This is a genomic window from Micromonospora sp. NPDC048909 (genome assembly GCF_040649635.1).
GTDB lineage: Bacteria > Actinomycetota > Actinomycetes > Mycobacteriales > Micromonosporaceae > Micromonospora.
Window position 1 is genome coordinate 1 of sequence record NZ_JBEZFU010000021.1, and the last position, 25,460, is coordinate 25,460.

The window sequence follows — 25,460 nt, forward strand, 5'->3', positions numbered from 1 at the left end:
CCGACCTCGTCGCCCAGCACTGGAACAACTGACAACCACACAGCACGACCCTGACCGCTGGCCGGCACCCTGACACGGGTGCCGGCCAGCGGCGTATCCCGATCACTTCGGCCGGCACCCCACCCAGGATCGCCGGCCGGCGTCATATCCCGGTCGCGGTCGCCGGCACCCCACCCGCATGCCGGCCAGGAGCGCCTCGTGATCGCGACACCACCCCGGCCCGGGCCGGCCTGGCCTCGCGGAGGCGAGATCTTGGACGGTTTCCGTTAGGTCCTAACGGAAACCGTCCAAGATCTCAGGCTGTGGGGAGCTCGCGCCGATGGTGGCGGGGGGTGCGGGGGCGGGGTGGCTCGAGCCGAGCGCAAGCTGCGGACCCCGGCCGGCGGTCCTGCGGCCGGCGGACCTGCGGCCGGTGGGCGGCGGACCCCGGCCGGCCGACCGGCGGGCGGCGGACCCGCGGGCGGGTCGCTGTGGTGCGTGCGGCGCCGACCGGTCGAGCGGGGTGAGCCGAGATCGTCGACGCCGGCATGCGGCCGTGCTGTCGGCGGGTGGTGGACCCCGGCCGGCCGACCGGCGGGCGGCGGACCCGCGGGCGGGTCGCTGTGGTGCGGCGCCGACCGGTCGAGCGGGGTGAGCCGAGGTCGTCGACGCCGGCATGCGGCCGTGCTGTCGGCGGGTGGTGGGCGATGGTAGCGGCGGCGGGCGGTGGGTGGTCGGGGATGTGAAGAAGCGGGGTGGGAATGGTCGGGGGCGTGGGTAGGTTGTACGGGGTGTCGGTGTGTCCTGTGTCCCCGGGCCTCACCTGATAATTGCCGTCGCGGAAACCGTTTGGCTGGAGCCGCGTCGCGCCACTCGCCGCGAGGCGACCTGCACACCGACACCCCAGTGCCGCCCCCGGCCATCAGGCCGGGGGCGGCACTGTCTTGAGGACGGCGGGGACACCCGAAGTCGTGGCCCCCGCGCGTCCGGACAACGGGCGAGAATGCCGGGATGAGCGTGGACGTGGCGTGGTCGGAGCAGCCGGGTGTGGTCGTACTGCCGAGCGGGGCCTCGGTGCGCGGGCGCCGGATCGCCGACGTGGCGTCGCCGGCCGATTTCGCCCTGCTCTTGGCGGGCGGTCCGGCACCGGCGTGGGCGCACCGGCGGATCCGGTGGCCGGACTTCTGGGTACCGCTGGACCGGGCCGACGCGTTGGACGCCCTGCGGGAGGCGCTGCGCCGGGCGCATGCCGGCGAGCGGGTGGAGATGGCGTGTCGAGGCGGCCAGGGCCGTACCGGTACGGCTCTGGCCGCGCTCGCCGTGCTGGACGGTCTGCCCGCCGAGCGGGCGGTGGACTGGGTACGCACCAGCTATCGGCCGCGGGCCGTGGAGACCCCCTGGCAACGGCGCTGGTTGCGCCGGCTGGCGTGACGGCGCCCGGCGCCCGGGTTCGGTGGTTGCCCACCGGGGAGCTCGAAACCGAAAGGCCGGGCGTCGGGGCCTGCTCACCGCCGGGCGCGGGAGGCGTCAGGCGGCCACGTACTCCCGCAGGTGCTGGGCGGTCAGTGTGTCGCCGCGCGCGACCAGCTCGGCGGGCGTACCGGTGAAGATGACCTTTCCGCCGTCGTGCCCGGCGCCCGGGCCCATGTCGATCAACCAGTCGGCGTGCGCCATCACCGCCTGATGGTGCTCGATCACGATGACGGTGTTGCCGGCGTCGACGAGCCGGTCGAGCAGCGCCAGCAGCTGGTCGACGTCGGCCAGGTGCAGGCCGGTGGTGGGCTCGTCCAGGACGTAGGTGCTGGTCTTCTCGGCCATGTGGATGGCGAGCTTGAGCCGTTGTCGTTCGCCGCCGGAGAGGGTGGTGAGCGGCTGGCCCAGGCTGAGGTAGCCCAGCCCGACGTCGACCAGCCGACCCAGGATGACGTGGGCCGGACCGCTGGGGAAGAAGTCGTACGCCTCGACGACCGACATGGCGAGCACCTCGCTGATGTTCTTCCCGCGCAGCGTGTAGGTGAGCACCTCGTCGGTGAAGCGGCGGCCCTCGCACCGCTCGCAGACGGTCGCCACCCCGGCCATCATCGCCAGGTCGGTGTAGATCAGGCCGATGCCCTTGCAGGCCGGGCAGGCCCCCTCGGAGTTGGCGCTGAACAGGGCGGCCTTCACCCCGTTGGCCTTGGCGAACGCGGTGCGCACCGGGTCGAGCAGGCCGCTGTAGGTGGCCGGATTGCTGCGTCGGGAGCCGCGGATGGGGGACTGGTCGACGATGACCACCCCGTTGCGCCGCTGCAGCGAGCCGTGGATCAGTGAGCTCTTGCCCGAGCCGGCGACCCCGGTCACCACGCTGAGCACACCGAGCGGGATGTCGACGCTGACGTCGCGCAGGTTGTGCAGGTCGGCGTTGCGGATCGGCAACTGCCCGGTCGGACGGCGTACCTCGGCCCGGAGACTGACCCGGTGGTCGAGGTGGTGCCCGGTGAGCGTGTCGGAGCGACGCAGGCCGGGGACGTCGCCGGTGTAGCAGATGTGGCCGCCGGCGGTGCCGGCGCCCGGCCCGAGGTCGACCACGTGGTCGGCGATCGCGATGGTCTCCGGTTTGTGCTCGACCACCAGCACCGTGTTGCCCTTCTCGCGCAGCTGCAACAGCAGGCCGTTCATCCGGGCGATGTCGTGCGGGTGCAGGCCGACCGTCGGCTCGTCGAAGACGTAGGTGACGTCGGAGAGGCTGGAGCCCAGGTGCCGGACCATCTTCACCCGCTGCGCCTCACCACCGGAGAGGGTGGCCGACTCCCGGTCGAGGCTGAGGTAGCCGAGGCCGATCTCGACCAGTGACTCCAGCAGGCCGCGCAGGTTGCCGGTCAGCGGCGCGACCGCCGGGTCGTCGATGCCGCGGACGAACTCGGCGAGGTCGCTGATCTGCATCGAGGAGCACTCGGCGATGTTGCGGCCGGCGATGCGGGAGGAGAGCGCCGCCTCGTTGAGTCGGGTGCCGCCGCAGGCGGCGCAGGTGGTGAAGGTGACCGCCCGGTCGACGAAGGCCCGGATGTGCGCCTGCATCGACTCGCGGTCCTTGGCGAGCATGAGCCGCCGGACCTTCGTCACCAGGCCCTCGTACGTCCAGTTGTTGCTGCCCATCTTGATCTTCGTGGCGGGCTTGTGCAGGAAGTCCTCCCACTGCTGGGCGGTGTAGTCCTGCAGCTTCGCGTCGGGGTCGAACAGGCCGGAGCCGACGATGGTCTGCCAGTACCAGGAGTCGACGGCGAAGTTGGGCACCTTGATGGCGCCGTCGTTGAGCGACCGCTCGACGTCGACCAGTTCGTGCACGTCGAGGTCGGAGACCCGGCCCAGCCCCTCGCAGGTGGGGCACATGCCCTCGGCCAGGTTGAAGCTGAACGCGCCGGCGCCACCCACGTGTGGGGTGCCGAGCCGGCTGAACACGAGCCGCAGCATGGCGTACGCGTCGGTGGCGGTGCCGACGGTGGATCGGGAGTTGGCCCCCATCCGCTCCTGGTCGACCACGATCGCGGCGCTCAGGTTGCGCAGCGAGTCGACGTCCGGCCGGTTCACGTTCGGCATGAAGGACTGCAGGAAGGCGCTGTAGGTCTCGTTGATCAGGCGCTGCGACTCGGCGGCGATGGTGCCGAAGACGAGTGACGACTTGCCCGATCCGGAGACACCGGTGAAGACGGTGAGCCGGCGCTTGGGGATGTCCACCGATACGGAGGCGAGGTTGTTCTCCCGCGCCCCGCGTACCTCGATCATGTCGTGGCTGTCGGCGACGGACCGTGCTGGCTGCGGCATGCGAACCCTTCACGAGATCGGTGGGGCAGGCGGACGCCCACCCTGGCATCGGGGTCTGACAGCTTCAATTCTCTCATTCATGAACTTGTAGAGGGTTTCGCGAACTACCGAGCGTGGAAGGCGGTGAGATAGGAGGGAAAGTCTCAAACGACATGGCAACCGGTAGGGTGATCGGCGTGCACACCGGTGAGCGGTTGCGGGCGGTCGATCTGGCGGCGACCGCCGGGATCTCGGTGCAGCAGGTCCGCAACTACGTGGACCTTGGGGTGCTCCCCGCGGTGCGGCGCACCGAGAGCGGTTACCGGATCTTCACCGCCGAGCACGCCCGCGCCCTGGCGGTGGCGCGCCGGATGGCGGAGGGGCACGGCTGGGCGCGTACCCGGGAGATCATGGCCGCCGTGCACCGCGACGACCTGCCGGCCGCGCTGGCGGCGCTCGACGGCGGCCACGCCGAGCTGGACCGCGAGCGGGCCGAGATCCGTCGGGTTCTCGGCGCGTTCGAGACGGTGGTGACCAGCCCGGCGGCGGTCGCGCCGGCGCCACGCGGTGGCGCCCGGATCGGTGAGGTGGCGGCGCTGGTCGGCGTCCGTACCTCGCTGCTTCGGCTCTGGGAGGAGCGCGGCCTGCTGCGCCCGGTCCGGGCCCGGGGCACCGGCTACCGGGTGTACGACGACGCCGAGCTACGCGCCGCGCAGGTGGTCGCACTGCTGCGCCGAGGTGCCTATCCGTTCGACATCATCGCGGCGGTGCTGGCCGAGCTGCGCACCACCGGCAGCGCCCAGCGGGTCCGCGCCGAGCTGGGCCGGCGAGAGCAGGAGCTGCACCGGCGCAGCCTGCGGCGGCTGCGCGCCTCCGCCGCGTTGCACGACTACCTGCGCCACCGGGAATCCCTCGGCCCGGCCAGACCCGGTGCGGCCGGTGCCGTGGCGGACGACGCGCGGTCGGCCTGAGGCGCGGCGGCTTGCCCGCGGTCCCGGCCCGGCGCCTCTGCGGCCCGGATTAGGGTGCTGGCATGAGAGTTCGGCTGCTGACGACCACGGCGACGGCCGTCCTGCTCTCCGCCGTCGTGGCCGCCCCGGCCGTCGGCGCTGACGCCCGGCAGCGGGTCGGTCCCGCCAGGGCGGCCGGCGGGACGCTGGGCACCGAGTCGCTGGTGTACCGCGCCGGCGCGACGCGGGCCGTGCCCTGCCCGCGCGCGGCGGCCCCGGCGGTCTCGCGCCCGCCGCGCCCGTCCCCACCGCCGGTGGTGCCGGAGGACCGGGTCGTCGGCGGGCCGGAGCTGGACACCGCCGGGCTGGCCGTGCCGGCGGGGGTGCCCGCGCCGCCGAAGATCACCGCCACCTCCTGGCTCGTCGCCGACCTGGACACCGGGCAGGTGCTCGGCGGCTGCGGCCCGCACGAGTACGCGACCCCGGCCAGCGTGCAGAAGCTGCTGCTGGCCGCGACCATGCTGCCGCGACTGGACCCGAAGCAGGTCGTCACGGTCACCGCGGCGGACATGCGGATCGAGCCCGGGTCGTCGGCGGTCGGGTTGGTCGAAGGGGGCCGGTACAGCGTCGAGACGGTCTGGCTGGGGCTGCTGCTCAACTCGGGCAACGAGGCGGCGAACGTGCTGGCCCGGCTGGGCGGAGGCGCCGACGGCGCGGCGGGCGGGGTACGGGCGATGAACGAGTACGCGCGCCGGCTCGGCGCACTTCAGACGCACGCGGTCACCCCCTCCGGGCTCGACGGGCGCGGGCAGTTCACCAGCGCGTACGACCTGGCCCTGATCGCCCGCGTCTGCTTCGCCGACCCCACGTTCCGGCGGTACGCGCTGACCGAGCTGACCCGGATCCCGGCCCAGCCGGCGAAGCGGACCAAGGGCTTCCAGATCCAGAACGAGAACCAGTTGATCTACCGCTACCCGGGCGCGCTGGGCGGCAAGACGGGCTTCACCGACCTGGCCCGGCACACCTACGTCGGCGCCGCCGAGCGCGACGGTCGCCGGCTGGTGGTCACGCTGCTGGGCGGTGAGCCGCAGCCGAAGCGTGGCTGGGAGCAGGGCGCGGCGCTGCTCGACTGGGGGTTCGCGCTGCCCCGGTCGGCCTCGGTCGGTCGGCTGGTCGAGCCCGGGGAGCTGTCGGCGACGCCGACGGCCACCCCGTCCCCGCCGGCCGCCCCCGGGCAGGCGCGACCGGCCGCTGCGAGCGGTTCGGTCGGCGGTGGGGCGTCGGGCTTCTGGGCGGCGGCCGGGCTGGCCGGCGCCGCGGCCGTCCTGCTGCTCGCCGGGCTGGTGTGGCGCCGCCGGGCCGCGCGCCGGCAGGCCCCCTGACGCGGGCGGGGCAGGCACCGGGCAGGTGCCCCGGCCGGGCGGACCAGCCGCCGGGCGGTCGGCCACGGATCGACAAGCGCCGACGGGATCCATAGACTCCGGTCGCTCCGGTACCACGAGTCCAGGAGGATCCCCGTGTCGCGTGAACCACGACCGCAGTCCATTCCCGACCCGCGCCGCCCGACCCGTACGCTGGCCCGCCTCGCCAGCGTGGCGCTGGTCGCCGGGGCACTGGTCGCCGCCGCCGGCGCCGCCGCGGTGGCCGCCCCCGTCGGGTCCGCCGCCCCGGCGGTCGCCCCGGCCGGCTCGGGCGCCACCCACGGCCCGTGCGGCTACCTCGCCACCCCGGAGGAGCCGGCAGCCCGGCCGGTCCCGCTGCCGCCCGACCCCCGCCGTACGCCGGACCGGGGCACCGTCCGGGTGACGTTGTGGACCAACCACGGCCCGATCGGGCTGCTCCTGGACCGGGCGGCGGCGCCGTGCACGGTGCAGAGCTTCCTGCACCTGACCCGCCACCGCTTCTACGACCGGACCTCCTGCCACCGGCTCACCGCGTACCCCACGCTCAGCGTGCTGCAGTGCGGGGATCCGTCCGGCACCGGTTCGGGTGGGCCCGGCTACCGCTACGCCGACGAGCTGCCGACCGACCTGCCGCCGGCGCCCACCGACCCGACGGGCGAGCGCCGGCTCTACGCCCGGGGCACGCTCGCCATGGCCAACGCCGGGCCGGACACCAACGGCAGCCAGTTCTTCCTGGTCTACGCCGACTCGGCGCTGCGGCCGAACTACACCGTCTTCGGCTCGGTCGACCGGGCTGGGCTGGCCACGCTCGACCGGATCGCGGCCGGGGGAGTGGCCCCGACCGAGGAGGACCCGGCACCCGTCGACGGCGCGCCCGCGCTCCCGGTCGACATCCGCAAGGCCCTGCGGCACCACCACGGCTGACGGATCACGTCCGCGCCGCGCCGACCGGGAGCCGATCCGGCCGGCGCGGCGCTGCCGGTGACTGGGGCCGGCGCTGGACGGCCGGCGCAACGGCGGGCCACCGGCGCGGGACGGCTGGTTGGGCTGCTCGCCCGGCACGGCCGGCGCGGGACCGCCCGGTGCCTGGCCCCAGCAGGCGCATGATCTCCGCCGCGCCCGCCCCGTCCTCGCCCGGCATGACCGGCGCGGGAGCGGGCATCACTCTGGCCACGGCGGGGGAGTGAGGTGCGGGTGGTGGCGGCAGCGGTGCGGCACCGGCGGGTGTCGGTGGACGGTGTCGACGTCTTCTACCGGGAGGCCGGGCCGGCGCAGGCACCGGTGGTGCTGCTGCCGCACGGCTACCCGTGCTCGTCGTTCCAGTACCGCAACCTGATGGCCGCGCTGGGCGACCGCTGGCGGCTGATCGCGCCGGACCTGCCGGGCTTCGGCTACAGCGCCACCCCCGACCCGGCGGACTTCGACTACACCTTCGCGGGATATGGCCGTTTCCTGCGCCGCTTCGTGGACATCCTGGGTCTGCCCCGGTACGCGATCTACCTGCACGACTACGGCTCGCAGCACGGCTTCCGGCTGGCCATGTCGGCGCCGGATCGGGTCGCCGCGTTGATCGTCCAGAACGGCGACATCTACCGGGACGAGTTCGGCCCGAAGTACGCCCCGCTGCTGAGCTACTGGTCGCGCCCCACCCCGCAGGGACGGGCCGAGCTGGCCGGCAACGTCAGCGTGGCGGGATTCCGCGACGAGTTCATCGGTGAGCTGCCCGCGCGGTTGGCGGACCGGGTCAGCCCCGACCTGTGGACGCTCGCCTGGGCGCAGTTGAGCAGCCCACCGCGGCCGGAGATCCTGCTCGGGATCTTCACCGACCAGGCCAACACCCTGGCCGATTTCACCCGGATGCAGTCGTACCTGCGGGAGCACCGGCCGCCCACGCTGATCGTGTGGGGATTGCACGACGGCTACATGCCGCCCGCAGCGGCCCGGGCCTACCTGCGCGACCTGCCCGACGCCGAGCTGCATCTGCTCGACGGCGGGCACTGGGCGCTGGAGACCAACCTGGACGAGATCGTCTTCCTGGCCCGCGACTTCCTCGGTCGGACGCACTCGAACGGTGCCACCCGCTCGTAGCTCGCGATCTTCACCGCAGCGGGCAGCCCGCGGAGCCGACCGCCACGGTGTCGGGCGCGGTACCCCGACCGGGTGAACGGCGCAGAGCGGCGACCAGTCGGGGTGGGGGTGCGGCATGCTGCGATCGATGATGCCGGCGCGACCGTCGACACCGGGTCCACCCGCGGCTGTCGGCACCCGTCGCGCCCGCCATCCGACTCGACGGCGGCCGGGCGGCGGGGGCGGAGCCGCGCGGCTCACACCACGGCCATCGTGCGGCCGACCGGTGCTCCCGAGACAGCAGGGCGGAGAGGAATTCCAGATGCCAGACGGCGACGTGCCCGAGCGGATGCAGGCCGCGGCCTTCGACGAGTTCGGCGGTCCGGAGGTGATCACCCCGCGCATCCTGCCGGTGCCGCAGATCGCCGACGACGAGGTCCTGCTCAAGGTGTGGAGCGCCGGGGTGGGGGTGTGGGACGCCGCCGAGCGCGAGGGCAAGCTGGTGCCCGAGGGCGCGTCGTTCCCGATCGTTCCCGGCGCCGAGGCGGCCGGGACGATCGCCGCCGTCGGGGGACAGGTGACAAACGTGACCGTGGGCGACCTGGTCTACGCGTACGCCCACACCCGGCCGAAGGGCGGCTTCTACGCGGAGTACGCGGCGACGAAGGCGGAGTACGTCGCGAAGCTGCCGGCGGGAGTGCCGGTGGAACATGCCGGAACCATGCCCACCGACGCGCTGACCGCGTTGTCGGGGCTGAACCTCCTGGGCCTGCCGGCCGGCGCGTGGCTGCTGATCTTCGGCGCGAGTGGCGGCCAGGGGCATCTGGCGGTGCAGTTGGCCAAACGGCAGGAGCTCAAGGTGATCGCCGTGGCGTCCGGGGCCGAGGGCGTGGCGCTGGTGACCCGCCTCGGCGCCGACGTGGCGCTCGACGGCCACGGCGAGATCACCGAGGTGCTGGCGCGGATCCGGGAGGTGGCTCCGGACGGCGTCGACGGTCTGCTGGCGATGGCGGGGGGCAGGACGCTGGACCGACTCGCCGAGGCGCTGCGCGACGGTGCCGTGCTCGCGCACCCCAACGGTGTGCAACCGGCACCGAACGAGCGACCCGGCGTGAGGGTCCAGGCGTACGAGGGCGAGACCGGACCCGGGCAGTTGCGGCGACTCAACGAGCTGATCGAGGCGGGACCGTTCCAGGTGCACGTCGCCGAGAAGTTTCCGCTGGGGCGGGCGGCGGAGGCGCATCGCCGCCTGCAGACCTCCTACCCGGGCAAGCTGCTGCTCACCGTGAGCTGAGCGCCGGACGAGCCCGGCCGCGCCGCAGCGAAGCGGCCGCGCGGCCCGCTCGCACGCACCTTCCTAGCCGTGCCATCCGTCCGCCTCGTGGGAGCTCTTCCGGCCGTGATCACGGCTGATTACGGCCGGATTTCTCCGGAATTCTCGGGCCCGAACCGGAAGTGCTCGGGCCGCCCGTCGGATGCGGTTCGGGCCCTCACGACGCGCGCGACGAGCCGACCGGCGGCGCGGCCGTGCTGTCGCGGACCACCAGTTCGGTGGCGAGCTCCACCCGGGGCGAGTCGATGGCCTCGCCCTGGGCGAGTCGCAGGACGGTTCGCGCGGCCAGCCGACCCATCTCGACCAGCGGTTGCCGCACGGTGGTCAGTGGCGGTGAGGCCCACCGCGCCTCGGGCAGGTCGTCGAAGCCGACCACGCTGACGTCGCCCGGGACCAGCAGACCGCGCTGCCGGATGGCCTCATAGACGCCGAACGCCATCTGGTCGCTGGCCGCGAAGATCGCCGTCGGCGGCTCGTCGAGGTCGAGCAGCGAGGATCCGGCGGCGAAGCCGGACGCGTGGTAGAAGTCGCCCGGCCGGAGCAGGTGGTCCTCCAGCGGCAGGCCGGCGGCCTCCAGTCCGGCCCGGTAGCCGTCCAGCCGGGCCCGGCTGCACAGCAGGTGCGTCGGCCCGGCCACGAACCCGATCCGCCGGTGCCCGAGTGAGAGCAGGTGCTCGGTCGCGGCGAGCCCGCCGGCCCAGTTGGTGGCTCCTACGGTTGGCACGTCGATGGCGGGCACGCCGGCCGGGTCGACCACCACCACGGGCACGTTGAGCCGCCGCAGCTGGGCGTAGAGCGGGGGGCTGACGTGCGAGGTCACGAAGATGACACCGTCGGTGGCCCGGGCGCGCAGGTTCTGCAGCCACTGACGGGCGGCGGTGGACTGTCGGTGTATCGCCGAGACGACGGTGCCGAGACCGGCGGCGTGGCCGACGTCCTCCACGCCGCGGATGATCTCCACGGCCCAGGGGCTGTCGAGGTCGTTGAAGACCAGGTCGAGCAGGCCGGGGCTCCGTACCGCGCGGGTGGCCCGACGCCGGTAACCGTGGTGGCGCAACAGCTCCTCGACCCGCTCACGGGTGCCGGGCGCGACGTCCGATCTTCCGTTGAGCACCCGCGACACGGTCGGCACCGAGACCCCGGCCTCCCGGGCGATGGCGGTGATGGTCACCCTGCGTCCCTCGTCGGCGTCCACCGGCGTCTCCCTCCCCGGCTCGGCGCCGGACCCGGCGGCGCCAGGTCCGGAAGCCCCGCCGCCGCTGCCCCGTCCCGGTCATCTTGCCGCACGGACCGGGGGCTGGCGACAGGGCGGATCGGCACCGTGTTCCGGGAAGTTGCGGAGGATTCCCGGAAGTCCGGCTGATCGGCTCGGGCCGGCGCGTCGCCGGGCCCGGCGGAGCCCCCGTGACCTCGCCGCTCAGCCGCTCGCCTCGGGCGCCGACGTCGGTCGACCGGGCCCGAGGGGCGGCGGGTACGGGGCGCAGGAGGATCGGACGACAAGCTCGGTCGGCAGTCGGACGTGCGGGTCGCGTTCGACACCGCCGACGAGGTCGATGAGCAGCCGCATCGCCTCGGCGCCCATGCGCTGCAGGGGTTGCGCGATCGTGGTGAGCTGCGGGGTGACCAGCGCCGACTCGGGGATGTTGTCGAAGCCGATCACGGACAGGTCGTCGGGCACCGTGAGGCCCATGTTCCGGGCGACGTCCATCGTGGAGATCGCGGACAGGTCGTTGCCGGCGAAGACGGCGGTCGGCCGGTCGGGCGGTGCCAGCAGTTCCGCAGCTGTGGCGGCGGCGCTCTCGACCCGGAAACCGCCGACGCGGACGAGTCGTTCGTCGACCGCGACGCCCGCGTCGGCCATGGCCCGGCGGAAGCCGGCCTCGCGAAGGCGCGCCGACTCGAGGTCGGGGCGACCGCTGATGTGGCCGATGCGGCGGTGACCGAGCGACAGCAGGTAGTTGGTCGCGAGCACTGCACCGGCGAAGTTGTCGGAGTCGACGGTGGGCAGCCCGGACGGGCCGGTGTGGGGGTCGACGGCCACGACGTGGAAGCCCTGCTTGGTCTCGACCACGGTCGGTGTGACGATCACGGCCCCGTCGATGAGCGTCCCGGACAGGCGGGCCAGCGAGCGCCGCTCCCAGCCGACGGCCGTGCCGTCGACGTCGCCGCCCGAGTAGGCCAGCAGCTGGTAACCGGTGCCGGCGACCTCCTTCGACGCGCCCTTGAGCAGCTCGGTCGAGAACGGCTCGAACTCGGCGACCAGGATGCCGAGGACGTTCGTCCGGTGGCTGCGCAGGCTCTGGGCTCCCAGGCTGGCCTCGTAGCCGAGTTGGTGGATGACCTCCCGGACGCGCTTCACGGTCGCCTGCGCCACGCCGTAGCGACCGTTGACGACCTTCGACACGGTCGCCACCGAGACGCCGGCCGTACGGGCCACGTCCGACATCTTGACACGCTCGGGGAAGGTCACGCCGATGATGATAGAGGGCCACCAGGGACTCGCCGCGAGGGAGTCGAAAACGTTATCGACAACGGTTGACACTCGGTTACAGGACTGTAAAACTCGCCGCACCTAAGCACCGCCACTGCTAGTCGAGGAGACGTGTCGATGGCGATGAAGCAACGCGCGGGCGCCGCCCTGGCGCTGTTCGTGACGACCGCACTGCTCGTCGCCGGGTGTAACGGCGGCGGCAGCGAGGAACCCGCCGAGAACGAGCTCTACAAGAACCCGGTGACCCTGACCTGGTGGCACAACGCCTCCCAGGACGGGCCTGGCAAGACCTACTGGGAGAAGGTCGCGAAGGACTTCTCCGCGCTCCACCCGACCGTCACGATCCAGATCGAGGCGATCGAGACCAACCAGCTCCAGCGCACCCGGCTCCCCGCCGCGCTGCTGACCAGCGACCCGCCGGACATCTTCCAGGCGTGGGGCGGCGGCGAGATGCGTGAGCAGGTGGAGGCCGACTACCTCAAGGACGTCACCGACCAGGCCAAGACCGAAGTCGCCAACATCGGCAGCGCGGCCGAGATCTGGCAGGTGGACGGCAAGCAGTACGGCCTGCCGTTCCGGATGGGCATCGAGGGCATCTGGTACAACAAGGACATGTTCGCGCGAGCGGGCATCACCGCTCCGCCGACCACCTTCGAGGAACTCAACCAGGCGGTCACGAAGCTCAAGGCCATCAACGTCATCCCGATCGCCCTGGGTGCCGGTGACAAGTGGCCCGCCGCGCACTGGTGGTACAACTTCGCGCTCCGTGCCTGCTCGGTCGACACGCTCAAGAAGGCGTCCGTCGACCTCGTCTTCGACGACCCGTGCTTCGTGAAGGCGGGCCAGGACCTGAAGACCTTCATCGGCACCAACCCGTTCCAGCCGAACTTCATCGCCACGCCGGGCCAGAACGACCCGACCAGCGCCAACGGTCTGGTCGCCAACGGCAAGGCCGCGATGGAGCTGATGGGCGACTGGAACCGGGGCACCCTGGAGACCGTCGCCGAGGACCCGGAGGCGCTCAAGAAGTTCCTCGGCTGGTTCCCCGTGCCCGCCATAAGCGGCTCGGCCGGTGACCCGAAGGCGGCGCTCGGCGGTGGCGACGGGTTCTCCTGCGCCAAGAACGCCCCGACCGAGTGCGTCGAGTTCCTCAAGTACATCGTGAGTCCCGAGGTGCAGAAGGGCTACGCCGAGACCGGCACCGGCCTGCCCGTCACCAAGGGGGCGGAGTCCGGCGTCGCCGACCCCGCCCTCAAGTCCATCCTGGAGGCCACCTCCGGAGCGACGTACGTGCAGCTCTGGCTGGACACGGCCTTCGGCAGCACCGTCGGCAACGCGATGAACGACGCGGTCGTCGCCATCTTCGCCGGCAACGGCACCCCGGAGAAGGTCGTCGAGGCGATGAAGGCGGCCGCGAAGAAGTGACCTCCACCAACCCGACCCGGACCCCCGTCGGCGGCGCGGACGCGCCGCCGACGGGCCCCCGGCCGGCCCGGCGCTCGTCCGCCCGGGCGGCCGAGACCAGACGCAAGTGGTACGAGATCATCGGGCTCAGCACGCCGGCGATCGTCGTCTACGTGATGTTCGTGCTGGTGCCGATGGGGTTCGCGGTCTACTACAGCCTCTTCCGCTGGCGCGGAGTCGGACCCCCGACCGAGTTCGTCGGATTCAACAACTACCTCCTCGCCTTCCAGGACCCGGTCTTCCTGGACGCGCTGCGCAACAACGCCATCATCGTGGTCGGGTCGCTGGTGATCCAGGGCCCTCTCGCCCTGGCGGTTGCCCTGCTGCTCAACCGGCGCTTCCGCGGGCGCGCCGCGTTCCGCCTGCTCGTGTTCGTGCCGTACGTCCTCGCCGAGGTCACCGTCGGCATCATGTGGAAGCTGCTGCTCACCGGCGGCGGCACCGTCGACGCCCTGCTGAAGCAGGTCGGCCTGGGCAGCTTCGTGCAGGCGTGGCTCGCCGACCTCGACGTCGTGATCTGGACGATGCTGTTCGTCCTCACCTGGAAGTACGTCGGCTTCGCGATCATCCTCCTGCTCGCCGGCCTGTCGAACGTGCCGCCCGAGCTGACTGAGGCCGCCGCGATCGACGGCGCGAGTTGGTGGCAGACGCAACGCCACGTGATGCTTCCGCTGCTCGGGCCCACGATCCGGATCTGGATGTTCCTGTCGATGATCGGCTCGCTGCAGGCCTTCGAGGTGATCTGGGTGACCTCGGTGCCCGCGGTCCGGTCGCTCGGCGCCTCGGCCACCATGGCCACCTACATGGTGGACAACGGCTTCTTCGCCCGGCTGTGGGGCTACGGCAACGCGGTCGCCGTGATCCTGTTCGTCATCTCGTTCATCGCGGCGCTGCTGTTCCAGCGGTTCCTCCTGCGTCGCGACATCGAGGGCGCCGTCACCGGAAGGAGGAGCTGACCGTGACCGAGAACGCCCTGAGGTCCCCCTCGTCGCCGAACCGCCGTCCGTTCTCGTGGGGCGATCCGCTGACCTACGCGCTGGCGCTCGCGGTCGCCGCCATCTCGATCGCTCCGGTCGTCTACGTGATCGTCGGCGGCTTCCGCACCACCCCGCAGATCATCGCGGACCCGGCCGGGCTGCCGGACCCGTGGGTGTGGGACAACTACGCCCGGGTGCTGACCCGGAGCGACTTCTGGCAGCAGGCGTTCAACAGCGCCGTGATCGCCGTCGGGACGACGGCCCTGGTCGTGCTGCTTGGTGTCTGCGCCGCGTTCGTGCTCGCCCGGTACGCCTTCCGCGGCCGGGAGGCGCTCTACACCTTCTTCACGCTCGGCCTGCTCTTTCCCTCCGGGGCGGCGATCCTGCCGCTCTACCTCATGCTGCGCGACCTCAACCTGATCAACTCCTACTACGCGGTGATCCTCCCGCAGGTCGCCTTCTCGCTGCCGCTCACGATCGTGATCCTGCGTCCCTTCCTGGCCGCCGTCCCGCGCGAGTTGGAGGACGCCGCCGCGATCGACGGCGCCGGTCGGCTGGGCTTCCTGTGGCGCATCATGCTGCCGCTGTCCCGGCCCGCGCTGGTCACCGTCGGGGTTCTCGCGTTCGTGGCGAGCTGGAACGCCTTCCTCCTGCCGCTGCTCGTGCTCGGCGACGCCGACCTGCACACCCTGCCGCTGGGCGTGCAGAACTTCTCCAGCCAGTACACCTCCGACACCGCGGGAATCCTCGCGTTCACCTCGCTGGCGATGCTGCCGGCGCTGCTCTTCTTCACCTTCGCCGAGAAGCAGATCGTCGGTGGCCTGCAGGGCGCGGTGAAGGGCTGATCAGCACCGGTACGCGCAGAGGCGAAACACCGCATGACCGTCTACCTGTTCGCCCGGCGGGCCCTCGTACGGGGGCCGATGGGCGTCGGAGGAAAGTGACCGACAACGTGACTCTGGACATCGAACCTGGCACCGCGATCTGGAACGACCCGTCACTCGACCTGACCACCCGGGTCGACGCCCTGATCGCCGAGATGACTCTCGCGGAGAAGGTGGCGCAGCTCTACGGCGTGTGGGTGGGCGCGTCCGCCGACGGCGGTGAGGTCGCGCCCCACCAGCACGAGATGGAGGAGCCGGTCGACCTCGAAGACCTGCTCGCCACCGGGCTGGGGCAGTTGACCCGGCCGTTCGGCACCGCACCGGTGGACCCGGCGCTGGGCGCGCTGTCGCTGTTGCGGACCCAGCAGCGCATCGCCGCCGCGAACCGCTTCGGCATCCCGGCCCTGGCCCACGAGGAGTGTCTGGCCGGCTTCGCCACCTGGGGCGCGACCGCGTACCCGGTGCCGCTGTCCTGGGGGGCCACCTTCGACCCGGGCCTGATCCGGCGGATGGCCGCCCTCATCGGTGCGGACCTGCGCCGCCTGGGTGTGCACCAGGGGCTGGCGCCGGTGCTCGACGTGGTCCGTGACGCCCGTTGGGGGCGCGTCGAGGAGACCGTCGGCGAGGACCCGTACCTGGTGGGCACGGTCGCCACCGCGTACATCCAGGGTTTGGAGTCCGCCGGCGTGGTCGCCACCCTCAAACACTTCGTCGGCTACTCCGCCTCCCGGGCCGGGCGTAACCACGCGCCGGTCGGGATGGGTCCGCGGGAGCGGGCCGACGTGATGCTGCCGCCGTTCGAGATGGCGGTACGGGAAAGCGGCGTCCGGTCGGTGATGCACGCCTACACCGACACCGACGGGGTGCCGTCGGCGGCCGACGAGGACCTGCTCACCGGCCTGCTCCGGGAGACCTGGGGGTTCACCGGCACGGTGGTCTCCGACTACTTCGGCATCGCCTTCCTGCACACCCTGCACGGGGTGGCCGGCAGCTGGAGCGAGGCGGCCGGCGCCGCCCTCGCCGCCGGAGTGGACGTCGAGCTGCCCACGGTGAAGACCTTCGGCCAGCCGCTGCACGCGGCGCTCGCCGCCGGTCACGTGCCCGAGGCGCTGGTCGACCGGGCACTGCGGCGGGTGCTGCTGCAGAAGGCGCAGCTCGGGCTCCTCGACGCCGGGTGGGACCCGGTGCCGCCGGCGCTCGAAGGCGTCGACCTCACCGACCCCGAGGCGGTGCGGGGCAGCGTCGAGCTGGACCCGCCGGCCAACCGGGCGCTCGCCCGCGAGGTGGCCGAGCAGGCCGTCGTCCTGCTGCGCAACGACGGGGCCCTGCCGCTGTCCCGACCCGCGCGGATCGCGGTGGTCGGGCCGCAGGCCGACAACCCGACGGCGGTGCTGGGCTGCTACTCGTTCCCGCTGCACGTCGGTGCCCACCACCCGGAGATTCCGGTCGGGATCGAGCTGCCCACCCTCGCCGAGGCGCTGCGCGCCGAATTCCCGGGCAGCGAGATCGTCGTCGCGGCCGGCGCGAGCGTCGACGGCCCGGAGACCGACGGGTTCGCCGCGGCCGTCGAGGCGGCCCGAGGCGCCGACGTGGTGATCGCGGCCCTCGGCGACCGGGCCGGGCTCTTCGGCCGGGGCACCAGCGGCGAGGGATGCGACGCGGAGTCGTTGGCCCTGCCCGGCGTGCAGCAGCAGCTGCTCGACGCGTTGCTGGACGCCGGCGCGCCGGTGGTGGTGACGCTGATCGCCGGCCGGCCGTACGCGCTGGGCCGGGCGTTCGACGAGGCGGCGGCCATCGTGCAGTCCTTCTTCCCGGGCGAGGAGGGGCTTCCGGCGATCGCCGGGCTGCTCAGCGGCCGGGTCGAGCCGCAGGGACGGCTTCCGGTCAGCGTGCCCCGCAGCACCGGCGGCCAGCCGACCACCTACCTCGCCGCCCGGCTCGGGCAGGCCAGCGAGGTCTCCAACGTCGACCCCACCCCGGCGTACGGCTTCGGGCACGGGCTCACCTACACCACTTTCGACTTCTCGGAGCTGACGGTCGAACGGGCGGTCGCGCAGACCGACGGTGAGCTGCGACTGGCGTTCACGCTGCGCAACGTCGGCGCCCGGTGGGGCAGCGAGGTGGTGCAGGTCTACGCGCACGACCCGGTCGCCTCGGTGGTGCAGCCGGTGCAGCGACTGATCGGTTACCTGCGGGTGCCGCTCGAAGCCGGCGCGTCCTGCCGGGTCGCGCTGGCCGTGCCGGCCGACGTGTTCTCGTTCACCGGACGCGACGGGCGGCGGGTCGTCGAGCCGGGCGAGCTGGAGCTGCGGATCGCCGCGTCCAGCACCGACCCCCGGCTGGTGGCGCAGGTGGCACTGCGCGGGCCGGCGCGCCAGGTCGACCACACCCGGCGGATGCACCCGGTGTTCACCGCCACGCCGGTGGCGGGCTGAGCGCCCGATGTACACCGATCTGCCCGAGGAGCAGCTCCGCGGGTATCGCGGTGACGTGCGGGAACCGGCCGACTTCGACGGGTTCTGGGCCAGCACCCTGGCCGAGGCCCGGGCCGCCGGCTCGGACGTGCACACCGAGCCGGTGGCCACCCGGCTGGCCGGCATCGAGGTCCTCGACGTGACCTTCTCCGGCTTCGCCGGCCAACCGGTCCGGGCCTGGCTGCGGGTGCCCCGCGGCGCTCAGGCCCCGCTGCCGACGGTGGTGCAGTACGCCGGTTACGGCGGCGGGCGTGGGCATCCGCTGGAGAACCTGCTGTGGGCGGCAGCCGGGTTCGCGCACCTGCAGATGGACACCCGGGGGCAGGGATCGGGGTGGAGCCGCGGCGACACCCCGGACCCCGCCGCCGCCGGTCCGCAGGCGCCCGGAGTGATGACCCGTGGCATCACCGACCCGCGCACCTACTACTACCGCCGGCTGATCACCGACGCGGTCCGGGCGGTGGACGCCGCCCGGACCCTGCCGCCGGTCGACCCGACCCGGGTCGCGGTGCTCGGGCAGAGTCAGGGCGGCGGATTGGCGCTCGCGGCCGCCGCGCTCGCGCCCGACCTGCGGGCCGTGGTCGCCAACGTGCCGTTCCTCTGCGACATCCCGCACGCCGTGGTGGTCACCGACGCCCGCCCGTACCGGGAGGTTCGCGACTACCTGGCGATCCATCGGGACGCGGAGGAACGGGTGCTGGCGACCCTGGCGTACGTCGACGGGGTCAACTTCGCCCGGCGGTGCCGGGTGCCGGCGCGGTACTCGGTGGCGTTGATGGACGAGGTGGTGCCGCCGTCGACGGTCTTCGCCGCCGTCAACGCGCACGCCGGGCCGACGGAGCTGTCGGTGTGGCGGTACAACGGCCACGAGGGCGGTGGGATCGACGACGACGCGGCGTCGCTGCGGTTCCTCGACGAGCAGTTGGGCGTTGCTCGCGGCTGAAGGCTGACCCGGCGCGGAGCCCGGGCGGGGCTGGTAGACAGGACGGGTGCGCAGGTCAGACCGATTGAGCGGCCCGGCGGACCCCGGCGCGGCGACAGCCCGCCGGGGTCCACAGCCGCTGCGGGCCCGGGCCGCCGTCGCCCTGCTCGCACTGGCCGTGCCGCTCGCCGGCTGCTCGCGACCGGAGCCCCGCCCGGCGCCGACGCCGGCCGCCCCCACCCTGTCCGCCTCCACCCCGTCCGCCTCGCCGGCCACCAGCCGGCCGGCGGCCCGACTGCCCGGCTTCGTGGTGCTCGGCGACGTGGACCCCCGCATCGGCAGCGACATCCGCTACGCGACCCCACACAACTTCGTCGGCCGGCCGATCACCGGCTACGTCGAGCCGCTGTGCCTGCTCACCCGGGAGGCGGCCGACGCGCTGCGCCGGGTCCAGGACGCCGCGCTGGCCGGCGGGCACAGCCTCAAGGTGTACGACTGCTACCGCCCGGTGCCGGCCGTCGACGACTTCGTCGCCTGGGCCAGGCGACCCGGCGAGCAGCAGACGAAGGCCGAGTTCTATCCGCGGGTGGCCAAGTCCCGGCTCTTCGACGAGGGCTACATCGGCGCGCCCACCGCGCACAGCCGGGGCAGCACGCTGGACCTGACCCTGGTCGACGTGCCCGCCGCCAGCCAGCCGCCGTACGCGCCCGGCCAGCCGCTGGTGGCGTGCACCGCGCCGCGCGCCCAGCGGTTCCCGGACAACAGCGTCGACATGGGCACCGGCTTCGACTGCTTCGACAGCCGGGCGCACACCGCCGACCCGAGGATCACCGGCGCCCCGCGGGAGAACCGGATGCTGCTGAAGCGGCTGATGACCGACGGCGGGTTCGTCAACTACGACCGTGAGTGGTGGCACTACCGCCTCCAGGACGAGCCGTACCCGAACCGCTACTTCGACGCCCCGGTGGCCCGGCCCTCCGTGGGTTGAACCGACCGGCCCCGCCATACGGCGGCGACCCAGCATGATGGACTGCGCGACGGCGGGGGCGGACGACCCGGCCGGATGGAAGGGGGACCACAGTGACCACCGAGCGGATCGGCCCACCCGTGACCGGCGGGGAACGGGAGATGCTGCGGGCGTTCCTCGACTATCACCGGGCGACGCTCGCCCTGAAGTGCGACGGGCTCTCCGACGAGGAGCTGCGGATGCAGTCGTCGCCACCCTCGACGCTCACTCTGCTCGGGCTGGTGCGGCACATGGCGGAGGTGGAGCGGGCCTGGTTCCGGCGGACCATCAACCGTGAGGACATCCCGCTGGTGTGGTCGAGCACCGGCGACTTCCAGCAGGCGTACGACGCCCGGTCGGCGAGCCGGACGGAGGCGTTCGCCGCCTGGCGGCGGGAGGTGGAGCACTCCCGGCGGATCGAGCGGGAGGCGGAGTCGCTGGACGTGACCGCCCACCACGCCAAGTCCGGCGAGGACGTCTCGCTGCGCCTGGTGATGCTGCACCTGATCCACGAGTACGCCCGGCACAACGGGCACGCCGACTTCCTGCGCGAGGCGATCGACGGCACCGTCGGCGCCTGACGCCGGCTCAGTCCAACGCGCCGCTGCTCCGGGTGGCGGTGGCGGCGTCCGGAGCGGCCCGCAGCGGCAGCCAGGCGAGCACGTCCTGGATCTTCGCGTCCCAGTACGCCCAGTCGTGACTGCCGGGGGAGAAGTCGACGGTGAGCGGCACGCCCCGCCCCCGCGCCGCGTCGACGAAGCGCAGGTTGTCCTCGTACAGGAAGTCCTCGGTGCCGCAGGCGACGTAGAGCGCCGGCCGGTCGGCGTCGGCCACCCGGTCGAGCAGGGCGACGGTGTCGTCGTCGCTGCCGGCGACCGGCCGGTCGCCGAAGACGGTGTGCCAGACCGCCGGATCGATCGGGTTGGTCGGGTGCCGATGCCGGTGGGCCACGTCCAGCGCCCCGGAGAGGCTGGCCGCGGCGGCGAACCGGGCCGGCTCGCGCAGCGCCCACTTCATCGCGCCGTAGCCGCCCATCGAGAGGCCGGCGACGAAGGTGTCCTCGCGGCGGTCGGAGAGGCGGAAGAACGACCGGCACAGCTGCGGGAGTTCGGTGCTGAGGAAGCTCCAGTAGCGGTTGCCGTGCGCCTCGTCGGTGTAGAAGCTGCGGGCGACCCGGGGCATCACCACAGCGAGCCCGAGCGGCGCCACGTACCGTTCGATGGCGGTGCGACGCAGCCAGATGGTGTCGTCGTCGGTCAGCCCGTGCAGCAGGTAGAGCACCGGCGGGTCGCCGCCGGTCGCCCCGCCGGAGAGTCCGATCTGGGACGACGTGCGCTGCGGCAGGATCACGGTCATCGACGTGCTGAGGGTCAGCACCTCGGAGTAGAAGTCGACGCGCATCAGGGCCACGACCGTCAACGGTAGTCGCCGCGGCGGCGGTCAGCGCGACGGGCCGGCGTCGGCCGCCGCGGCGTAGCGGCCGGCCAGTTGGCGCAGCAGCTCCCGCAGCTCCGGCGGGTCTAGCACCTCGAACGGCACGTCGAGGGTGCCCAGGAAGGCGGCCAGGTTGGCCAGCGACTCCCCGCCGGTCTGCAGCAGGCAGCTCCGCTCGTCGATTGCCTCCAGCACCCCCGCCGTGGCCGGCAACCGCTGCGCCATCACGGCGGCGGACGCGTGCAGGCGTACCCGCGCGGGGTGCGGCCAGGCCGCCGAGCCGACGCCGCGTAGCACGTGCGCGATCGCGTCCCCGCCCGGCGGCTCCCGGGGCGCGAAGCGCGGGCCGGTCGGGATCCGCGGCCGGAGCCGGTCGGCCCGGAAGGTACGCCAGTCGGCGCGGTCCGGGTCCCAACCGAGCAGGTACCAGCGTCGTCCGGTGTAGACGAGCCGGTGCGGCTCCACGGTGCGCACGCTGCTCGCGCCGTCGTGCCCGACGTAGTCGAAGCGCAGCCGCTCGCGGCGGTGGATGGCCGTCGCGACGGCGGTCAACGTGGCCGCGTCGACGGTCGGCCCGCCGCCGGCGGCGGAGACCGTCGCCGCCCGCAGGGCGTCCACCCGGTGCCGCAGCCGGGACGGCAGTGATCGTTCCAGCTTGGCCAGTGCCCGCAGCGAGGTCTCCTCGATGCCGGAGACGGTGCCGGCAGCCGCGGCGCGCAGCCCGACCACGACGGCGACCGCCTCGTCGTCGTCGAGCAGCAGCGGCGGCAACTCCGAGCCGGCCCCGAGCCGGTAGCCACCGCCGGTGCCCGGCTGCGAGTCGATCCGGTAACCGAGGACCCGCAGGCGCTCGATGTCGTTGCGGACGGTCCGGGTGGTCACGTCGAGGCGGGCGGCGAGATCCGGGCCGGAGCGGTCCCGCCCGTCCTGCAACAGGGCCAGCAGGCGCAGCAGCCGAACCGAGGTCTCCAGCATGTCGGCGAGTCTGCCAGCAATTGAGGAACTACACGTTCCGCAAGCCCCCGTAGCGTCGAGGTCAGCGGAATCGACCGACGAGAGGAACTCCCATGCAGTTGCGAGGACTGGCCACTGTCAGCTTCTGGGCCGACGACCTGACCGCCGCGAAGAACTGGTACGCGGACCTGTTCGGCGTCGAGCCGTACTACGAGGTACGCGACGGCGCGGGCCGGCCGGCGTACTACGAGTTCCGGCTCGGCGACTACCAGCACGAGCTGGGCCTGATCGACAGCCGCTACGCCCCCGGCGGGCCGTCGGCCGCCCCCGGCGGCGCGATCGCCTACTGGCACGTCGACGACCTCGACGACACGGTGGCGACCCTGCTCAAGGCCGGGGCCCGCGAGCACCAGCCGCCCACCCCGCGCGGCGAGGGAGATTTCGTCACCGCCTCGGTGGTGGACCCGTTCGGCAACATCCTCGGCGTCATGCGCAACCCGCACTACCTCGAGATGCTCGCCGCGCGCCCCGGGCGGTGAGCCCGGCCGGGTCGGCGGCCCGAGCCGCCGACCCGGCGCGCCACGCTCAGCGCCGGCGCGGGTGGCGTACCCGGACCGCGTCGATGCAGCGGTCCCGCGAGGTCGGGCCGCCGAACCGGAGCCGGTCGTATCCGGTGAACGCGGGCTCCAGGGCGTCCAGTTCGTCGACCAGCGCGTGGAGCCCGGCCAGGCGGTCGTCGGTGTCTTCGTCGCGCACCGGGTTGGCGTCCAGCTCGGCGGCGGCGGCCGAGATCGCGGCCACCAGCTCGGTCTTCCGGACGATCGTGCCCGGCGTGACCGAGTGCAGACACACGTACTGGCCGTTGAGGTAGGCGTCCCACTCCGCCGCGCCGACGGCCGGATCCGCCCAGTGCGCAACGAACCAGTCGGCCAGCCGCTCCGGACCGCCGACCTGGTCGGCCAGGGCGAACAGGTCGGCGGGCACCATCTGCGCGCCGTCCGAGCGGAGATAGCCCGGAAGCGGCAACCGGCGCTCCAGCATCAGCCGGCGTACCTGCCGGGGGTCGCGGCCGCGGGCCGCGCAGAGGTCGTCGAGCACCACGAACTGCCGGCTGACGTACGCGTCGTCCGCAATGGTCATCGGATGCTCCCCGTTGACCTCGCGGAACCGGTCGGCCACCTGCCGCTTCAGATCCATCATCGCCTCCCCGTCGGACCAGCATCGCCACCCGGGCACGCTAGCCGCCGGACCGTGCGGTCCCGGCCGAAACGTTGCCGCGGTGAATATCGATTGCCGCGGTCCGTCGGCCCGCATACCGTCATCCGTGCAAGGTCAACTGATCAGACCCAGGGAGTACGTCGTGTCGCAGCGCACCAATACCCGAACCACGCGGCCTGTGCCGTGCGGCGGTGCGTCGGCCTTCACCGGCGAACCAGCCCTGGGTGGGCGCCGGTCCGGTTCGGGCCGGCGTCGGGGGAGGCGGCGCGACTAGCGCCAGCGCGCACGCGCAGCCGCCCACCCCACCGGGGTCCGGGCGGCTTCTTCGTCCGTGACCCCGGATCCGGGCGGGGCGGGGGGTCCCCCGCCCGGGCACGGGCCGTTGGAGCAGCGGAAGCTCACCCGGTTCTCACCCGGGAGGTCACGGGTTCGAATCCCGTACGGCCTACGCGTACCACGCCACAAGGGCGTCGTACCGCATCGCGGTTGTAGCGCAGCCAGGCAGCGCGTCACCTTGCCAGGGTGGAGATCGCCGGTTCGAATCCGGCCAGCCGCTCCGACACCGCCACGCACGACATGAGGAGACGACGATGGGCTACACCCCGCTGGTCGGCACCCGGGCGCCGGTCCGGGTCTGGACCGACCCGTACGGCATCGAGCCGCAGGCCGCCCGGCAGCTGCGCAACATCGGCACGCTGCCCTGGGTGGAGGGTGTCGCGGTGATGCCGGACGTGCACTTCGGCAAGGGGGCCACGGTCGGCTCGGTCATCGCGATGCGGCAGGCGGTGTCGCCGGCGGCGGTCGGCGTCGACATCGGCTGCGGGATGTCCGCCGTGCGGACCTCGCTCACCGCCGCCGACCTGCCCGACGACCTCGCCGGGCTGCGCTCCGCGATCGAGGCGGCCATCCCGGTCGGGTTCGCCCAGCGCGAGCGGCCCGTCGACCCGCGCCGGGTACGCGGCCTGGAGCAGCGCGGCTGGGACGACTTCTGGCGGCGCTTCGCCGACCTGGACCGTGGCGTGGCCCAGCTGGAGGTCCGGGCGCAGCGGCAGCTGGGCACCCTCGGCGGCGGCAACCACTTCATCGAGGTCTGCCTGGAGCAGGGCGGGGCCGACGAGGGACGGGTGTGGCTGATGCTGCACTCCGGCTCCCGCAACATCGGCAAGGAACTGGCCGAGCGGCACATGGCGGTGGCCCGACGGCTGCCGCACAACGCCGACCTGCCCGACCGGGACCTGGCGGTGTTCCTCGCCGGCACGCCGGAGATGGCCGCGTACCGCCGGGACCTGTGGTGGGCGCAGGAGTACGCGCGGCGTAACCGGGCGATGATGCTCGCCGTGCTCTGCGAGGTGGTCCGCGAGCGCTTCCCGCAGGTCGGCTACGGCGAGCCGATCTCGTGCCACCACAACTACGTCGCGGAGGAGAGCTACGGCGGGGTGGAGGTGCTGGTCACCCGCAAGGGCGCGATCCGGGCCGGCAAGGGAGACCTGGGCATCATCCCGGGCTCGATGGGCACCGGGTCGTACATCGTGCGCGGCAAGGGCAACCCGGACGCGTACTGCTCCGCCTCGCACGGGGCGGGTCGGCGGATGTCCCGCGCGCAGGCGAAGCGGACCTACAGCACCGAGGATCTGGCGGCGCAGACGGCGGGCGTGGAGTGCCGCAAGGACGCCGGGGTGGTGGACGAGATCCCCGGCGCGTATAAGGACATCACCGAGGTGATGGCCCAGCAGGAGGACCTGGTCGAGGTGGTCGCACACCTCAAGCAGGTCATCTGCGTGAAGGGTTGAGCCGGGTGGCGGCTGCGGCCGCCACCCGTGCCCCGGCTACACCCGGTCGGAACTCCTCGAACACGGCGGTGACCCGCAGGTGCGAGCCGCCGTGCGGGCCGCCTCCGACAGCCTGGCGATCCCGGCCGCCGCGGTGGCCGACGCGATCGGCTACGCGGTTGCCCAGCCCGGCGACGTCGACGTCGACGACTTGGTCGTCCGCCCCACCGCGTTGGGCTGCCTGGGAGACCGCGGCCGACGGGCGGCGCAGCGCGTCCGGGATCATGACGGAGATGGCCGGCTCGCCGGTGCACGCGACGATCGACCAGGGCAGCGTCGACTTCCGCATCGTCCC

The 25,460-nt window shown here is 73.1% G+C and carries 22 protein-coding genes and 2 tRNA genes; 17 read left to right on the plus strand and 7 right to left on the minus strand.

Annotated elements, in window-relative coordinates; genetic code table 11:
* The first annotated feature begins 990 nt into the window (after positions 1-990).
* Positions 991-1,410, plus strand: a complete 420-nt coding sequence (locus tag AB0C04_RS31200; RefSeq protein ID WP_357061769.1) for a protein-tyrosine phosphatase family protein — start codon at positions 991-993, stop codon at positions 1,408-1,410.
* Between the two features lie 96 nt (positions 1,411-1,506).
* On the opposite strand, the gene AB0C04_RS31205 is transcribed toward AB0C04_RS31200, so the two are convergent.
* On the minus strand, positions 1,507-3,780 hold the full coding sequence (locus tag AB0C04_RS31205) for an excinuclease ABC subunit UvrA (protein ID WP_357061772.1): 2,274 nt from the start codon (positions 3,778-3,780) through the stop codon (positions 1,507-1,509).
* A 152-nt stretch (positions 3,781-3,932) separates the two neighbouring features.
* On the opposite strand from AB0C04_RS31205, the gene AB0C04_RS31210 reads away from it, so the two are divergent.
* The 5 genes from AB0C04_RS31210 to AB0C04_RS31230 all read left to right on the plus strand — a co-directional run bounded on the left by AB0C04_RS31210 (position 3,933) and on the right by AB0C04_RS31230 (position 9,473).
* Entirely contained in the window at positions 3,933-4,730 is a 798-nt protein-coding gene (locus tag AB0C04_RS31210; protein ID WP_357061775.1) for a MerR family transcriptional regulator, read from the plus strand.
* A 62-nt stretch (positions 4,731-4,792) separates the two neighbouring features.
* Positions 4,793-6,091, plus strand: a complete 1,299-nt coding sequence (locus tag AB0C04_RS31215) for a D-alanyl-D-alanine carboxypeptidase (RefSeq protein WP_357061778.1) — start codon at positions 4,793-4,795, stop codon at positions 6,089-6,091.
* 135 nt (positions 6,092-6,226) lie between these two features.
* Complete coding sequence (locus AB0C04_RS31220; RefSeq protein WP_357061781.1) at positions 6,227-7,036, plus strand: peptidylprolyl isomerase; 810 nt, start codon at positions 6,227-6,229, stop codon at positions 7,034-7,036.
* A 273-nt stretch (positions 7,037-7,309) separates the two neighbouring features.
* Complete coding sequence (locus AB0C04_RS31225; protein ID WP_357061783.1) at positions 7,310-8,200, plus strand: alpha/beta hydrolase; 891 nt, start codon at positions 7,310-7,312, stop codon at positions 8,198-8,200.
* 301 nt (positions 8,201-8,501) lie between these two features.
* Positions 8,502-9,473 (plus strand): NADP-dependent oxidoreductase, encoded by a 972-nt coding sequence (locus AB0C04_RS31230; RefSeq protein ID WP_357061786.1) that lies wholly within the window; start codon positions 8,502-8,504, stop codon positions 9,471-9,473.
* 196 nt (positions 9,474-9,669) lie between these two features.
* Here AB0C04_RS31230 and AB0C04_RS31235 read toward each other — a convergent pair whose 3' ends face one another.
* Together AB0C04_RS31235 and AB0C04_RS31240 are read right to left on the minus strand one after the other, a co-directional pair.
* Entirely contained in the window at positions 9,670-10,707 is a 1,038-nt protein-coding gene (locus AB0C04_RS31235) for a LacI family DNA-binding transcriptional regulator (RefSeq protein ID WP_357061789.1), read from the minus strand.
* A gap of 222 nt (positions 10,708-10,929) precedes the next feature.
* Positions 10,930-11,982 (minus strand): LacI family DNA-binding transcriptional regulator, encoded by a 1,053-nt coding sequence (locus AB0C04_RS31240; protein WP_357061792.1) that lies wholly within the window; start codon positions 11,980-11,982, stop codon positions 10,930-10,932.
* A 138-nt stretch (positions 11,983-12,120) separates the two neighbouring features.
* Between AB0C04_RS31240 and AB0C04_RS31245 the strand changes: the two genes are divergently transcribed.
* The 7 genes from AB0C04_RS31245 to AB0C04_RS31275 all read left to right on the plus strand — a co-directional run bounded on the left by AB0C04_RS31245 (position 12,121) and on the right by AB0C04_RS31275 (position 20,311).
* A complete protein-coding gene (locus tag AB0C04_RS31245; protein ID WP_357061795.1) occupies positions 12,121-13,428 on the plus strand; it encodes an extracellular solute-binding protein in 1,308 nt (435 codons plus the stop codon).
* On the plus strand, positions 13,425-14,423 hold the full coding sequence (locus AB0C04_RS31250) for a sugar ABC transporter permease (protein WP_357061797.1): 999 nt from the start codon (positions 13,425-13,427) through the stop codon (positions 14,421-14,423). The genes AB0C04_RS31245 and AB0C04_RS31250 overlap by 4 nt, the downstream gene beginning before the upstream one ends.
* A complete protein-coding gene (locus AB0C04_RS31255; RefSeq protein WP_357061890.1) occupies positions 14,420-15,289 on the plus strand; it encodes a carbohydrate ABC transporter permease in 870 nt (289 codons plus the stop codon). The genes AB0C04_RS31250 and AB0C04_RS31255 overlap by 4 nt, the downstream gene beginning before the upstream one ends.
* Positions 15,290-15,384: 95 nt before the next feature.
* A complete protein-coding gene (locus AB0C04_RS31260) occupies positions 15,385-17,763 on the plus strand; it encodes a glycoside hydrolase family 3 N-terminal domain-containing protein (RefSeq protein WP_357061799.1) in 2,379 nt (792 codons plus the stop codon).
* A 7-nt stretch (positions 17,764-17,770) separates the two neighbouring features.
* Positions 17,771-18,745: an acetylxylan esterase gene (locus AB0C04_RS31265; RefSeq protein ID WP_357061801.1), complete on the plus strand. Its 975-nt coding sequence runs from the start codon at positions 17,771-17,773 to the stop codon at positions 18,743-18,745.
* Between the two features lie 142 nt (positions 18,746-18,887).
* The gene (locus tag AB0C04_RS31270) at positions 18,888-19,712 is read left to right on the plus strand and encodes a M15 family metallopeptidase (protein ID WP_357061893.1); all 825 of its coding nucleotides are present in this window, start codon (positions 18,888-18,890) and stop codon (positions 19,710-19,712) included.
* 92 nt (positions 19,713-19,804) lie between these two features.
* Positions 19,805-20,311 (plus strand): DinB family protein, encoded by a 507-nt coding sequence (locus AB0C04_RS31275; protein ID WP_357061803.1) that lies wholly within the window; start codon positions 19,805-19,807, stop codon positions 20,309-20,311.
* Between the two features lie 7 nt (positions 20,312-20,318).
* Here AB0C04_RS31275 and AB0C04_RS31280 read toward each other — a convergent pair whose 3' ends face one another.
* Together AB0C04_RS31280 and AB0C04_RS31285 are read right to left on the minus strand one after the other, a co-directional pair.
* Positions 20,319-21,140: an alpha/beta hydrolase family protein gene (locus tag AB0C04_RS31280; protein ID WP_357061806.1), complete on the minus strand. Its 822-nt coding sequence runs from the start codon at positions 21,138-21,140 to the stop codon at positions 20,319-20,321.
* A gap of 30 nt (positions 21,141-21,170) precedes the next feature.
* Complete coding sequence (locus AB0C04_RS31285; RefSeq protein WP_357061809.1) at positions 21,171-22,139, minus strand: YafY family protein; 969 nt, start codon at positions 22,137-22,139, stop codon at positions 21,171-21,173.
* Between the two features lie 92 nt (positions 22,140-22,231).
* On the opposite strand from AB0C04_RS31285, the gene AB0C04_RS31290 reads away from it, so the two are divergent.
* A complete protein-coding gene (locus tag AB0C04_RS31290) occupies positions 22,232-22,657 on the plus strand; it encodes a VOC family protein (protein ID WP_357061812.1) in 426 nt (141 codons plus the stop codon).
* Positions 22,658-22,703: 46 nt separating this feature from the next.
* On the opposite strand, the gene AB0C04_RS31295 is transcribed toward AB0C04_RS31290, so the two are convergent.
* Positions 22,704-23,315 (minus strand): DUF6058 family natural product biosynthesis protein, encoded by a 612-nt coding sequence (locus AB0C04_RS31295; RefSeq protein ID WP_357061814.1) that lies wholly within the window; start codon positions 23,313-23,315, stop codon positions 22,704-22,706.
* 397 nt (positions 23,316-23,712) lie between these two features.
* Between AB0C04_RS31295 and AB0C04_RS31300 the strand changes: the two genes are divergently transcribed.
* The 3 genes from AB0C04_RS31300 to AB0C04_RS31310 all read left to right on the plus strand — a co-directional run bounded on the left by AB0C04_RS31300 (position 23,713) and on the right by AB0C04_RS31310 (position 25,126).
* Positions 23,713-23,784, plus strand: a tRNA-Glu gene (locus AB0C04_RS31300).
* A 34-nt stretch (positions 23,785-23,818) separates the two neighbouring features.
* Positions 23,819-23,892 (plus strand) — tRNA-Gly (locus AB0C04_RS31305).
* Positions 23,893-23,926: 34 nt separating this feature from the next.
* Positions 23,927-25,126, plus strand: a complete 1,200-nt coding sequence (locus tag AB0C04_RS31310; RefSeq protein ID WP_357061816.1) for an RtcB family protein — start codon at positions 23,927-23,929, stop codon at positions 25,124-25,126.
* Here AB0C04_RS31310 and AB0C04_RS31315 read toward each other — a convergent pair.
* A complete protein-coding gene (locus AB0C04_RS31315) occupies positions 25,107-25,391 on the minus strand; it encodes a hypothetical protein (RefSeq protein WP_357061818.1) in 285 nt (94 codons plus the stop codon). The genes AB0C04_RS31310 and AB0C04_RS31315 overlap by 20 nt on opposite strands.
* Positions 25,392-25,460: the final 69 nt, after the last annotated feature.